Source organism: Erythrobacter sp. KY5 (assembly GCF_003264115.1).
GTDB lineage: Bacteria > Pseudomonadota > Alphaproteobacteria > Sphingomonadales > Sphingomonadaceae > Erythrobacter.
Genome location: NZ_CP021912.1, coordinates 2,774,421 through 2,789,463, shown reverse-complemented (window position 1 = coordinate 2,789,463; position 15,043 = coordinate 2,774,421). Strand labels below are relative to the sequence as shown.

Sequence of the window (15,043 nt, the reverse complement as noted above, 5' to 3'; positions counted from 1 at the left end):
ATGGCTCATCTGAACCACAACCGCTCGAAACTTCTGATCGGCTGCGGCTCCGCGGCTATGGCCATGGGTATGCTGGCGACGCCCAACGTGGCAAGTGCTCAGGCGATTCAAGCGACCGAGGCCTTCGTATCAGGCTCCGGAAACAGGATATTCACCGGTTCTAACAGCGAGACGATCGAGATTGCCACCCGAACGGCGGTGATCGACTGGACCCCGCTGCAAACAGATACTGGCGATGCGCTGACCTTTCTTCCGAACGGAAATGACGTCACGTTTCAGAACGATCCGCTGATATCCGATTTCGCGGTGTTGAACCGAATACTTCCTTCGGACAATGGCAACATCACAGTCATCGATGGGACCGTGATTTCGCGGCTCGTGGATGGACAAGGCATCCCGCAGAGCGTTGGCGGCACGGTAGCCTTCTATTCTCCGACCGGTCTGCTGATTGGTGACAACGCCGTGTTTGACGTCGGGAATCTGATTCTCACGACGCTCGATATCGATCTGGCCAGTTTTGACGATTTTGCTCTTCAAGGCGGCCAGCTCCAGATGGGCGGGACGCCGACGACAGCACGGATTCAGATCAATCCCGGCGCGACAATCACAGCAAGCGCGGAAAACTCATACTTCGCGGTCACCGCAGCCGAAATCCAGATGTTCGGCACCTCGAACATCAATGGCAGCCAGGCATTCGTCGCTGGCGAGGCAGTAAATATTACAGTGTCGAACGGCTTGTTCGACATCCAGATCCCGACCGGGACCACCGTCGCGAACGCGATCGTTTTCGACGGCAATGTCGGCGGTCCGTCGAGCTCGGGTCTAACTGGCGACAACCACCTAATCTACGCTGTCGCTGCCGCGCAGACCGATCCGATTTCGCTGCTGTTCAGCGGAAATCTCGGCTTCGATCCGGCCGCAAGCGCAGCGATCGTGAATGGCGAGATCATTCTTTCGGCGAATTATGATGTAAGCGGGCGGAGCGTTGCTGGCGACAGCATTGCGAATGGAATTGATACCAGCTTTGTCGGCAACACCGAGCTGACCCCGACTTCTGGCAGCATTTTCATGGAAGGGTTTGAGGCGACCAGTTCGGTTTTCGCGGTTGCGAATGATCTGGTTCAGATCACAACTAACATTGCAGATAGCTCGATTGCCGGTGATCTGGTCATGTATGGCCGCAATCGCTCGGAACTCACGTCGAATAATGGCTTTACGTTCGATATTCTCGGAAGCGTTGTCGTCGACACGCGCGCCTATGGTGTAAATGGCGATGATATCGATGCGGCACTGCTCGATGCGGTTGCCGGAAATGCCTTCATCGACGGCTTCAATGGCGGAGCCGTCAACATCGCCGGAACCGCGAGCGTGTTGGCAAGCGCTTTTGCCGGGCGCGACGGAGCAACCAATGTTGCTGGCGTGGCCAGCGCGGGAACCGCACAAATCGCATCGAATGGTGGCTCGGTAAACATCGCTGGCAATGCGACTCTTGGTGCCTTGGCATTCGATCCGTTGTTTGGTGTGCTCGATATCAGCGGTGACGTAGCAGGTGGCACGGCGCAGGTCTTTGTCGCGAGCGGAGGCCAGATTACATTTGGTGCAGAACTGCTGGTCGATGCGGCAGGAATTTCCCGCGCAGGCAGCCCTGCCAACGTCTTTGGCGGATTTGCTGAGATCGCCATTGTGGACGATGGCGCGATCACAGTGACTGGCAATGCCGTAGTGAACGCTGGTGCCGAGTCCGGTGATTTCGGTGTAGCTGACGCAGGACTGGCGCGGGTCGCTGTCGGCGCCATCAACACTATCGACTTCCAGGGCGATCTCAGCCTGCTCGCCAATGCGATTGTGATTGGCGAAGGTTTCGAGGTTGGCGGACAGGCGCTCGGCGGCGGCGCACTGGTGTTTATGGATCAGGGCGGCACGGTCAACGTTGCAGGCGATTTCCGCGCACTCGCGACCGCAGTCGGCGGAGATGGGTCGGAAGGTGGAGACGGTTTCGGCGGCTTTGCTGGCCTGCGTGTCGACGTTGGAACCATCAATGTCGGGGGCAATGCCTTGGCAAACGCCAGCGGATTTGGTGGCGACGCTACCGAAACCGGTGGCGATGGCGGTATCGGCGAGGGTGGCAACGCCTTCCTGCAAGCAACAGGGACCCTGACCGGCACAGCCAGCCTCACCATCGCAGGCGATGCAACGGCCACTTCCAATGGGGAAGGTGGCAATGGCGGCGACGGGTCGTCCGACGCGCCTGCTGGCAATGGCGGTCGCGGGTTCGGCGGGCAATTTGTAACCCCCAACCAGGCCGATCCGCAGAATGTCCCAAACAACGGCGCATTCATTCTGGCGGGCGGAGATAACGGTACTATTACCGTTGGCGGCGTTTCCAGAGCCAGTGCGTCGGCAATCGGAGGCAACGGCGGAGATGGCGTAGAATTCCGAGATGGCGGGATCGGTGGCGATGCCTATGGTGGCCTTGCTCAGGTTGGCCTGGTCTTCCTGCTCGGAGATGGCTCGGTCGGTCTCGGCTCAGCCAATTTCGGTCTTATGGAAGTCGACGCGTCTGCTCGAGGTGGAAATGGCGGCATCGGGGCTCCCCAATCGCCCGGATTTTTGAATGGCAATGGCGGTAATGCTGAAGGCGGCGCCGCCGTGTTCAGTTCACGTGCGGGCAGCGCGGTTGCCGACGACGTCTTGCTTGTTTCTGGCGCCGACGGCGGTGTCGGCAATAACGGCGGAGAAGCCTTGGGTGGCGATTCAGTGTTGTCAGTCAGCTCCGGCGGATCGGCGACCATTGCCTCACTGACAGCGCTCTCAGACGCTCGAGGAGGCACCGGTGTTGCCGCGTCTGGCCTTGGCAGCGGCGGCGGCGCTACGATCGAATTGTCCAATGTTGCCGATGTGACCATCAATGGCGACGTCCTGCTTCAAGGCTTTGGCTTCGGCGGCAGCAGCACAACTGGCGAGGGCGGATCTGGCAATGGCGGAAATGCGGATATCCGCGTCGATGGCGAAGGCCTGAGCGACGAAGGTAACCTGCTCACCATCAACGGTAATGTCAGGCTGGATTCGACCGGCTTTTCCGGGGCTGGTGTGTCAAGCACTCTTGGCGCCGTAGCCGAGGGCGGCGATTCCCGGATCGAGATTCAGGGCCTCAGCACTGTCCTTATTGACGGCAACATCAACATGCAGGCCGACGGCAATGGCGGCGTGAACAATGGCACCGGTAAAGGCGGCACCGGCATTGCTGGCGAATCCGTTACGCTGCTGGAGAACGGTGCGGTCTTTGAACTGACCGGTGACTATGACACGCTTGCCTTTGCCATGGGCGGCGTCGGCTTCGACGGCGGCGATGCGTTCGCTGGCATGGCCGCGTTCATCGTTGAGGGCGGGGCCGAGGCAACTGTCGGTGGAAATCTCTTCGTCAATTCAGACGCACGCGGTGGTGCTGCAATAGGAGCAGGTGGACGCGGCGGTGACGGCCAGGCTGGCCAGGCAAACATCGCGGCGATCGGCTCAGAAACGCTAGCTGCACGCCTGACAATCGGCGGCGAGGCAGGCGCGTTTTCGAACGGTTTTGGCGGTATCGGCGGTAATGGCGATGGTAACACCATCGCAGCCGGTCGCGGCGGTGATGGCTTTGGCGGAAACTTCGACTTTGTCTTGGCTGGCGATGACAACGAGGTGAGCTTTGCCCGCATTGCGGCCGGAAGCGACAATGGCTTCGTCACTATTTCGGGAGCATCTACGGTTAGTGCCGATGGTATCGGTGGTGCCGGGGGCAATGGAGGTCCTGACCAGGCTGGCGGCGCTGGTGGTGACGGGCTGGGCGGCGATGCCAATGTTGGCACAGTCTCTTTCCTTGCTCCGTCGCCGCTGGTCGGAAACGGCTCAATCCAACTCGGCACCGTAACCGTCACTGCCATCGGACTTGGCGGCGCAGGTGGCTTCGGCGGTTCGACAACCGATCCCCGAGGCAATGGTGGCGACGGGACCGGCAATCGCGCGCTCGCGTCCACGCAAGGTGGCAGCTTTACCGCGACCGACGTGTTCGCGTCGGGCGACGGAACCGGGGGCGACGGCGCGGTCGGAGGTGACGGCACTGGCGGTGAGCGTGTCGGCGTATTCACCAACACCACCGACGGCGGCACAATCAACATCGCAAGCCTGACGGCGCTCGCAATCGGGCAAGGTGGCTTTAGCGAAAACGGAGTAGGTGGCGCCGGTCTAGGCGGTCAAAGCTTCATGGGTTTCCAGGGCGGGGCCACCACGGTCACCGGAGATGTATTACTCGACTCCAGCGGCATCGGCGGATCATCAGCGAACGGTGATGGCGGCGATGGTACGGGCGGAGTTGCTGATCTTGCGGTGTTCACCGCTTCAGCGGGGACCGGCAACATCGTAGGCAATGCCCGCGTAGTCGCAGACGGCTTCGGTGGGGATGGCAGTGTGAACTTTGCCGGCGGTGTCGGAACTGGCGGGAGAGCGTTCGTACAGGCTCAGGCAGGGGGAACTATTTCGATCGGCAGCCTTCTGGTCGCTGCCAACGGCACAGGCGGTTCCGGCGTATCCACAGCGGGTGGTGCAGGTATCGGCGGGCTTGCCGAGTTGATTAGCACCGATGCAGGCAGCCAGGTCACCGTCCTGAATGCAAATATGAATATGGGCGGAAGCTCTGCAAGTTCGATCCTCGGAGCGAATGGCCAAGGCGGTATCGCGACTGGTGGAACCGGAATTGGCGGTTCAGGAACGGGCGGCGAAGCAATTCTTTCTGCCGCCAGCGGTGGTTCGATCACTCTCTCATCAGACCCTGCAGCGCCATTCGGCAATGCGATCACGGCACGCGGGTTCGGTGGCGAAGCGAGAGTCGATGGCGGGACAAGCGGCGCCGGTTTCGGCGGACTGGGCTTGATCGAAGTGGAAGGCGGCACGGTGGATGCCGGACGGGTTTTTCTGTCTGTATTCAGCTCTGGAGGCCAGTTCTTCGACAACGGCTTCAACGTCTCAGGTGGTGATGCGGTCGGCGGCGATCGCAACATCAGTGTCACTAACGGCGGCGAACTCACCATCGAGCTGTTCGCAGGGACGAGCGGCGGTCAAGGCGGTGGCGGTTTCGGCTCAGGGACTGGCGGAAACGCTTCGGGAGGAAGCGCTTCACTTCTCGTCGATAACGCAACGGTCAATTTTGTTGGTCGCAACGTTATGCCAGTTCAAAACGCTGGCGGAACGGGCTCGACCGGCGGTGATGCGACCGGGGGTGAGGCTACGGTCGAGATCACGGACAGTGTCATCAACTTCATTGCTAACTCTGACGGCATTGCCGAGCTCCTCATCTCTGGCCCAACAATTGGCGGTGAGGGAATTGAGGCAGGTGGCGATGCGATCGGCGCAAACGTAACTGTAGCTATCTCAGGCACAGACATTACCGGCCGCGGCGCGATCCTGGTCAACGCTGATGCTATCGGCGGATCTGCGTCCGATGCAATGATTGGCCAAGGCGGATCAGCTACGGGCGGTACGATAACGGCCGACATCAGTGGGTCTGATCTGCAATTGGCAACCCAACCTGACACAACCGGCTTCGACTTTGATCCGACTGGTCAGCAAACGCCGATCACCATTCCTGGTACGTTCAACAGCTTTTCCGCAAATGCGACCGGTGGGTCTGGCGTATTCGGCGGAGATGCGGCCGGAGGGAGCGTCGGTTTAACTCTTTCCGGGTCTAATGTTTCAATCGCTAGCTCCACGACGCAAGCTGGCTTGCTGGTGATGAGCGCAAACGCCACCGGCGGCGCCGGAAATCCCGGTAACGCTGTGGCCGGGACGATTGACTTCAGCATGATCGACTCGATCCTCAACGTTGCAGGGCTGATGTTCTCCGCCAATGCCGTCGGCGGTGACAGCGGCGACGATGACACTGATCCGACCGCAGACGGCGGTAATGCATCGGGTGGTCAGATCGACATTTCGCTTTCTGGCTCGCAGGCAAATTTCACCGGTGACAGCTCAGTTAGCGCAACCGGCACCGGCGGGCGCGGCATTGTCGGCGGTGAGGGCGAGGGTGGCAGAGCCAGCGCGACCTTTACAAATTCTACCGTTGGCCTTGGTGCATCTTTCGAACTAAGCACGAACGGGGCGGGCGGGGTTGGCGCCGAGGAAATTGGCCGCGCTGCCAGCGGTAGCTCGAGGCTGACTGCTATCAATACAGACCTGTCCGGGGGCACTGTCAGCATAACAGCCGATTCGACCGGTGTTGCCCCGATTGATCCGGTCACAGGTCAGCCCAACGAAGCAATCGTGGGCGGGAACGTAGGCGAAGGGTCGGCTGACGCTGAGTTCTTCGGCTCGACCAACGCCGTACTTAGCTCGCTTGAACTCTCCGCAAGCGCACAGTCTTCCGTTGGCGGACTGGCAGAGGGCGGAGAGATCGAATTCACAGTGGGTTCGCCTGAGTTCTCGGGCTCATCGAACGTCAATATCGGCGAACTGACCATCGCTGCGGATGCATCGGGTGGCTCATTCATCGCACCTGACGAGCCGTTCAACGAGCCCGGCGAATTCCGAATTCGGGTTTTGAACGGGCAGCTATCAGTCCAGAATCTTTCAGGTACTGCTCTGGGAGACGTCGCTCAGGGCGAAGGCGGTCAGTCCTCGATTGTCGCGACTGGCGGAAGCATCCTGATAAGCGAGAGTCTCTTCATTGACGTTCTCGACAGCTTCAGCGTCACGACTGGCAATTCGAGCATCATCGGTGGACCGAGCGTATCAGAGCCAAATGCCGATATCGACATTTTCACGCAGGGCACGCTCAGCTTCTTCGGCGACAATGACGATTTCATCGGCTTCGGTGGTCGTTCGGTCCTGCTGTCTTCGAACGATATCGAGATCAACGAAGGTGCGCGGATAGGCGGAACCAGCTTCAACCTTGTATCGACCAATCAGGATGCACCGGCGCTTGTCGGCGAACTTCCTTCACCTGATCCATCGACCCCATTCGGCTATACGCTGAGCCAGGCGGAGGCCGCGCGGATCGAGGCGGGTACGGCATCCTTTACCGCGCCGGTGGTAACCGCGCAGAGCGGTTCCTTGCCCGACCTTCTGATTGGTGACCTCACCGTCTTCGGCTCGCTAGACGAAGGCGTAACGAGCCTGTCAATCACGACGCCCGGCGCCATTCGCGTTGTTGGCCAGGTCCAGATGATCAGCGCGGCTGCAACCGATCGGTTGCGGATCAATGCTGGCAGGGCGCTTGAGGTGATCATTCCAACCGGTGGCATCAGCATCACCGGTCCCGATGGGAACCTAGCCGGATCGCTCAGTCTGTCATCGCAGACCATCGTGGCGGCAGTTGCTGACCTCGCAGCCCAGATTGCCGAGGATCCGCAGTTTGCCGGGCTTGCCGAAGCGCTGAACAGCAATGACGGTACGCTGGATGCAGACGGCTACATCCGAGCCAATTCGGTGGCAGTCGTCGCTGGCGAGAACATTCTCATCCAGAACACCGGCACCAACGAGGCGCCGGGCGGTATCCTGGTGGGTGATGGCGGGCTTCTGATCGGTCAGATGACCACGACCATTACGCTGAGTGGGCAGGAGGTGTTTACCTTCTCAGGCACGCTAAGCACGCCTGACGAAGTTCTGTTCTTTGAGTTCACCACCGCAGATTCGTCCAACATCACTCTTCGCACCTTCAGCTATGCTGGTGGTACGGCTGGTGATGGGACCGTCGTGCCTTCGGGCGGCTTCGATCCTATCCTGGCGCTGTTCGGACCCAATGGAGACCTCATCGGCCAGAACGATGATGGTGAAGGCGTGCCTGCCGATCCGGTCACGGGTTCGCGTTTCGATACGCTTCTTGAACAGACTGTCCCGCCCGGTGATTACACCGCATCGGTTTCGGTCTTCGCGAACTTTGCCGGAGACAACATCAACGATCCTTTCCAGGGCAGTGGTGAAACAAGCTTCGGCGATCGCACGCCGTTCTTCTTCTTCGAGGTCAGAGGCGCTGACAGCGTCTCCGGGCCTGGTACCGGCGATCCGATCAATGTGTTCGCATACGGAAGCCGCGTCACCAGCGATGGTGGCAGGATCACCGGCAATGCCTTTTATGACGAGGTAAACTTCGGCGATCCGGCAACCCTGGCTTCGCGCTTTGCCGAGGCGGCGATGTTCAACAATTGCAGCATCCTGAATGGGTGCGCTGGAGGCGAAACACCGCCGCCACCGCCACCGCCGCCGCCACCGCCTCCGCCCCCGCCGCCTCCGATCGAGGAAGCGCCTCCGATCAACAACCCGGCGGTTATTGCAGCACCGATCCAGGCCGCTCAGCCCATCGTTGCGACCGAGCAGGAAAGCAATGACGAGTTCGGCATCGACTTCCCGGGCCTCGTGGAATCCGAAGAGCTTGAAGAGGAATCGGACATCGAGGATCCGGTCGCATCGGGCGGCGACAGCTCGCTCTATGGTCAGGGTGCAAGCGGCAATGTCCAAGTAGAAGGCAATCCAAATGACTAACAAGCCATTGAAATCACTGCTTTCGATATGTAGCGCAGTCGCGGTCGGCGCCGCCGCATTCTGGGCGGTTCCCGGCACCACCCAGACGGCTCAGCAGCGCTCTATCAGCCTGCGCGACACTTTCCCGGTTGGATCGAACGGACTGTGCGAAGCACAAATACAGGCGCCAGAGGCTGGGGCTGGGCTGTTCGATCGCAAGTACAATGTCCTCTGCCGCGATGCCGCCGCCTCGATCGGAACCTTGTGGGTGGTGCGTGGTCGCCTTGCAGACGAGGCGGCGACCCGCTTCATCGGACCCGGAGCCAATTGCGTCGAACGTGAAGCGGCCCAGATGCCAACCGGGCTTTCAGACGGGAAGCGGTTGGTATGCAGCCGCGAGGGCAGCATCATCCGTACCGAGCTGCTGGTCGGCGAAGTCGGCAATCGAACCTATGCCGCGACAGGCTTGTCGGCCTATGGCACCGCGCTTGAGCTGGGAGTGGCATCGCTCGCCACAGACCAGATCGTTCCGGGCACTGTCGACATTCCACTCACGCAGACGACGGATTCGCTGGCATTTATTCGCCAACAGGCGGAATCCATCACCGCGGATCAGGCGCTTGTCGAAGCCTATCGCCGCGCCAATGCAGGCGAGTTTGCAGAAGCTGCCGAATTCTTCTCCGCATCTGCAGAAGTGTTGAGCGGCAATGGCGAGATCGAGGCACGCCTGAACGAAGGTCTGCTCCAGTCGAACCTCGGCAACTTCGCAGAGGCAAAGCGCCGGTTCGACCAGACCCGCCCCTCTGCGACGACCAGTCCGGTATTGGCCCGCCTCCTGCGCAATTACGAAGCCATCGACGCGCTCAATCAGAGCGAACCGGGCCGAGCGATCGATATTCTCAATCGACCGCTTGCGACCGAGTTCGGCGATACGAATGCTCTGCGAAGCTTGCAGATCGGACCGGCAATGGCGCGCCGCCTTGCCGCAGAGAGTGAGAGCGTCGGCGGGGCCACCTTGTCGGAATCGCTGACTCCTCTCGAACGTGCGCAGCTGCTCGATGGTCAGGCCGATTATCTGCGCGCCACCGGCTTGCGACTCGTCGGCAATAACGCAGCGGCCACCAACAATCTCAATCGCGCCAACACCACGCTCGCCGAAGTGCGCGATGGTCGCATCAACTCGATCGTCTGGTTGCGTGCTCAGGTGCTTAGTGAGCTTGCCGAGCTGGCTGAAGCTTCCGGCCAGGGCGGTGATGCCGAGCTGCTGCACCAGCAAGGCATATCGCTGCTTTCCTTCTCCTATCCTGACTCGCCCGCGCTCTATAGCGCGCAGGCCCAGCTGGCGGGCTTCTACTCGCGCAATGGTCGCGAAAGTGAAGCCATCGATCTTTATCGCGGGATCGTGGCCGAGGCGGAGGGGCGTCCCGCTCCTTCACTGCGCAGCTACATGTCCAACTATTTCGGATTGCTGCTTGCCGATGGTGCGAGCGCGTCTGCTGCCGATGACATGTTTGCAGCGAGCCAGCTGCTGCTTCGTCCGGGCCTTGCCCAGACGCAGGCGGTTCTCGCGCGCGAGCTTTCAGGCGGCAGCGACGAGGCGTCTCTCCTTTTCCGTCGCAGCGTCAATCTCGGTCGCTCGATCCAGCGTCTTCGCGCTTCGATTGTCGAGATCGAGGGTGAGGCACAGATCAATCCGCAGGCAGCAGGAGCTCTGGCTGATCGTCAGACACGCCTTGAATCGCTGCTGGAGCAACAGGCCGAAGTGCTTCAAAAGCTCGCCGAATACCCTCGCTTCAGGGCGGTATCGAGCGGGGCTATCAACCTTGCCGGGATGCAGGAAATCCTGCGCGATGACGAAGCATACGTGAAGATGATCGCGCTCGATGAAGAAGCGTACATGATCTATATCACCCCGGCAGAATCGTTGGCGTATCGTATCGATGCGACACCGGCCGAGCTCGACGATATCGTGCTCAGATTGCGCGAAAGCATTGCGATTGCGGAAGGTGGACAGGTTCTTACGCTTCCGTTCGAACTGGAAACTTCCCGCGACCTTTACAAGCGATTGTTCTCGCCAGTGGCCGATCGCCTGCCGAGCAAGAAACACATCGTGTTCGAACCCGATGGCGCCTTGCTCAAGTTGCCGATCAACCTGCTCGTCACCGATGACGAGAGCGTCGAACGCTATAATGAGCAGCTCGCCGGACCGGAGGGCGACGAGTTCGATTTCCGCGGTGTTGCCTGGCTCGGACGCAATTCGCAGATATCCACTGCAGTTGCTCCCACCGCGTTCCGCGACGTTCGCGCAGCGCCCAGCAGCACGGCGAGCAAGTCCTATCTCGGTCTAGGTGAAAACACGCCGATCAGCGACACGCCCAGTGTCTCGACGGGCACACGTTCGGCCCTTGCTGGCGGCGACAATTGCCTGTGGTCCGAAGCCATCTGGTCGAACCCGATTTCGTCTGACGAATTGTACGACGCGGCTGCAAGGTTCGGGGGCGATCAATCGGGGCGGGCCGATGTTCTGACTAAGGATGTCTTCACCGACACCCGGATCAAAAATCGAGAGGACCTTGCCGAGTATCGCATCCTGCACTTTGCGACGCACGGCCTTGTCACCGCGCCTCAGCCTGAATGTCCGCCGCGCCCCGCGCTTCTGACGTCTTTCGGAGACGACAATTCGGATGGGCTTTTGACCTTTGCGGAAATTTTCGGGCTGCGCATCGACGCTGACCTCGTGATCCTTTCGGCATGTGACACCGCCGGAAGCGCAACGGTAGGTGCGACGCTTGAGGCCGGGATCACTTCGGGCGGCGACTTTGCGCTCGACGGGCTGGTCCGCGCTTTTGTTGGCGCAGGTGGCCGGACCGTGCTTGCCAGTCACTGGCCGGTGCCAGACGATTTCGACGCAACCAAACGGCTTATCTCGGGTCTGTTCGAAGGTGACGGTGCCGAAACTGCCGAGGCGCTGCGGCGCTCTCAGCTGGGTCTGATGGATGATCTTGAAACCTCGCATCCGTTCTATTGGTCGGCCTTCGCGGTCGTCGGCGACGGTTCGGTTCGGGTTGCTCGCTAAACGCTTTGGTAAGCGGCACTATTTAGTGGGAATACGCATGGCGCCGGACTTGCACGCGCCATGCAATCCGGCTTTGTTGCGCCGTGATAACAGGGGCGGGCAATGAGCGAAGAAACCGACAGGACCAACAAGCGCGGCGGCTTTATCGCCAAAGGCTGGCGCAGCGTGCGCGAAGCCGGAACGGTCCAGCTCGCCTCGACCGTGGTTCTGGTGCTGCTTGCACTGTTTATCGCTCGCTACAGCTGGGTCTTGCCTGGTGGAGAAGAGCCAACGCCAATCACCAACGATGCGGAAAGAGCCCTCTACGATACGCGCGCCTATCTCTCGGCAGACCTTGTGGAGCAGGACGAACGCATCATCCTGGTCGTGTTCAACGATCAGGCGCTTATCAACCTTGAGAAGCGTTCGCCTCTGCCGCGCGGCGCGATAGCTGAGGCTTTGCGCAACCTCGACGGCATGGGCGCCAAGGCGATCGGGATTGATATTCTGTTCGATCAGCCTCAGGCCGAAGACATCGACCTTGTCGAAACGCTGCGCGCAATGCAGACGCCGACATCGGTGGCCTACGCGACGGTCGCAACGAATGAAGCTGACATTGCCTTCGAGCAGCAGCTGTTTCTCGATGATTTCATGGCGGCAATTGAGGAGGGCGGCACCAACGCACGCCGCGCGAGCATCCGGCTGGATGATGAGTTCGGTGCGACGCGCGTCTGGCCCGACATCGTGCCGACGCTACCGCCGCTTCTCGGGCGTGCGATGCTCGAAGATGCAGGCGGCCCGTACGAGGCTTTCGAAGGGTACGAAGGGGCAATTGAGTATCGCCGCCCGCTTCGCGCCGACTTCGAAGGTGGCGAGGGTGAGATAACCTCAGATTCTGTCGTCGAAGAGCCCCTGTTCCAGTCAATTTCGATTGAGCTGTTCCTCGATATGGACCCGGCGGTAGCGGAGTTCGTCGCGCAACAGATCGAGGGGAAATATGTTCTCATCGGCGGCGACATCCTCGACTATGACCGTGTCGTCACCTCGCTCTACGCATGGACCGGTTTCGAGCCTGCCGGATTGTCCGTTCACGGTGAGCTTATCGCGCAGATGCTTGATGGAAAGCGCCTGACACAAGTGCCCGTATGGATGCTTTGGGCGATGGCTATTCTGGTCGTCTCGACCGCAGTGCTCACCGCCTTGCTTGAATGGCCGGCCAAGAAGCTGGTGCCGTTGCTATTCGGGTTGGCGGGATTGTTTATTGGCATCCCGTTCGTCCTGCATTTCCAGAGCGTCGATACTTACGGCTTGCCTGCTGTGGGCTGGCTGGTGGGGTGGATCGTCGCGTTTACCGCTGTGACCGCAGCCGCCAGATCGGCGGGCGCCGCCCAGCGAAGTTTCGCGCAAGGGGCGCTTGGAAAATACATCCCCAAGGATATCGCCCAGCAAATCATCGATGAGCCAGAGCTTCTCTCGCTCGGTGGCGAAAAGCGCGAAATTTACGTGTTGTTCAGCGATCTCGAGGGCTTCACCAAGATGAGCCACGCGATCCAGCCGGAAATGGTCGCGAAACTGCTCAACCGATACCTCGAAATGCTGAGCAACGTCGTGCTCGAGCATGGCGGCGTGATCGACAAATATGTGGGCGACGCCGTTGTCGCTTTCTGGGGCGCGCCGATCGCACGATCTGACGATGCGCAGCGTGCGCTTGAGGCAGGTTATGCGATGTGGAAAGCGGGAGAAGATTTTCGCGAAGAGGTCGCAGCGATGGATCCCGATCTGCCAAAGATCGGCAAGACCCGCGTGGGCCTGCATTATGGAGAGGCAGTTGTCGGCAACTTCGGCGGTGATATGCGCATCCAGTACACCGCACTCGGCGATTCGATGAACACCGCTGCAAGGCTGGAGGCGGCGAACAAACCTCTTGATTCAAACGTTTCCGCAAGTCGCGAGTTCATCGAGAAGTCAAATCCCGACTGGTGGGTGCCGATGGGGCGGATCGTTTTGCGTGGCCGTGCGCGGCCGGTGGACATTTACCACCCCAAACCCGGATTTCCGGAAGAAGATCGCCGCAAACTTGAAGAGGTTGTTCAGGTTTCAGACACTGATCCTGAATTAGCAGCCAAACTTATCGATGAAGTGCTTGCTGGCCATCCTGACGATTTGGCGCTACAAAATTACAGCAATCGCATTCGAAATTTGAATGATGGGGGAGCATATGTTCTCGGATAAATGTAAGGCCCGCCTCGCGGGTCTCGCGCTCGCGGGCGCGGTACTGTCGATTCCTGGCGTGGCAAGCGCCGGTGTTGTTGTGAAATCCTCGGGCCCGTCGGCCGGAAGTTACCCGGTTGGGCGCCAGGTTGCTGACAGCGCGACGATCACCTTGCGTGCCGGTGACAAGATCACCGTTCTTACCGACGACGGTACGAAAGTCATGCAGGGGCCTGGCACTTTCCGTGTTGGCGAGGGCGCGACCCGTCAAAGAGCGCGTTTCTCAAACCTCACCCGGCGCAATGCATCATCGCGGTCACGCACTGGGGCAGTGCGGAGCGCTGGCGAAGGCACGCCGCAGCGTCCCAACCTATGGCTGGTCGACGTAACGTCCGAGGGTACGACCTGCCTCTACGATTTCGAGCGTGTTCGCCTGTGGCGTCCGACTGCCGAAGAAGCGCAGACTTACACCGTGACCAATTCCACGAGCGCAAATTCGCTCGACGTGACTTTCGCTGGTACCGAAGCCATTCGTGCTCTCGACCCGGCAATCCTGACGCTTTCAAGCGGAGCGGCTTTCACAATCAGTGGACCGACTTCGCCGGAGATGGATGGTGAAGGCGCAGCCGAAGATGCCATGGCGGAAAATCCTGCCGCAGGTCAGTCTGCGCCGCAGTCGGTCAACGTAACCTTCGCCCTGATGCCGCAGGATGCCCTCACCGGCCTCCAGGTGGCTCAGGCGCTTGCAGAGCGTGGCTGCACCAATCAGCTTGCACTGCTGGCTGATGTGGCCGAGGCAGAAGCTTCGCGCTGATCAATCGCCGCCACCTGAAAGGTGATTGCACGAAGGAAGGGCCGCGTCCAAGCGCGGCCCTTTCGCGTATCTGGAAGTATGAAAAATAAGCCTGTCAAAGTCTGGTTCGATGGTGATTGCCCGCTTTGCCGTCGCGAGATCGCATTGATGCGCAGGCTCGACAGCAGGGATGCGATCGAGTTCGTCAATGTTGCGGACAAGAGTGATGCGTCATGCCCGATTGACCAAAGTGAATTGCTTGCGCGGTTTCACGCCGAGGAAAACGGCGTGGTGTTGAGTGGGGCAGCCGCTTTCGCGGCAATGTGGCGCGTAATTCCTGCTTTTAGGCCGCTGGGGCTGATTGCCCGAAACCGAATTGCGCTGCGCTTGCTGGAGAGGCTTTACAAAGCGTTCCTCAAAGTCCGTCCACGCTTGCAGAAACTGGCGAGCTGAAGCTTCACGAAAACACTTGCCGCTGTCCATGTGATCGGCTC

5 protein-coding genes are annotated in these 15,043 nt (G+C 60.1%); all 5 read left to right on the top strand.

What is annotated here, in order from left to right; translation table 11 throughout:
* The 5 genes from CD351_RS13235 (at window position 1) to CD351_RS13215 (ending at window position 15,002) form a co-directional block, all read left to right on the top strand.
* Window positions 1-8,511 carry a hypothetical protein gene (locus CD351_RS13235; protein WP_111993075.1) on the top strand — a complete coding sequence of 2,837 codons (8,511 nt, stop codon included), beginning with the start codon at window positions 1-3 and terminating at the stop codon, window positions 8,509-8,511.
* Window positions 8,504-11,566, top strand: a complete 3,063-nt coding sequence (locus CD351_RS13230; RefSeq protein ID WP_111993074.1) for a CHAT domain-containing protein — start codon at window positions 8,504-8,506, stop codon at window positions 11,564-11,566. The genes CD351_RS13235 and CD351_RS13230 overlap by 8 nt, the downstream gene beginning before the upstream one ends.
* Before the next feature lie 102 nt (window positions 11,567-11,668).
* Window positions 11,669-13,777: an adenylate/guanylate cyclase domain-containing protein gene (locus CD351_RS13225; protein ID WP_111993073.1), complete on the top strand. Its 2,109-nt coding sequence runs from the start codon at window positions 11,669-11,671 to the stop codon at window positions 13,775-13,777.
* Window positions 13,778-13,835: 58 nt separating this feature from the next.
* Window positions 13,836-14,570, top strand: a complete 735-nt coding sequence (locus CD351_RS13220) for a hypothetical protein (protein WP_162627727.1) — start codon at window positions 13,836-13,838, stop codon at window positions 14,568-14,570.
* A 78-nt stretch (window positions 14,571-14,648) separates the two neighbouring features.
* A complete protein-coding gene (locus CD351_RS13215) occupies window positions 14,649-15,002 on the top strand; it encodes a thiol-disulfide oxidoreductase DCC family protein (protein ID WP_111993071.1) in 354 nt (117 codons plus the stop codon).
* Window positions 15,003-15,043: the final 41 nt, after the last annotated feature.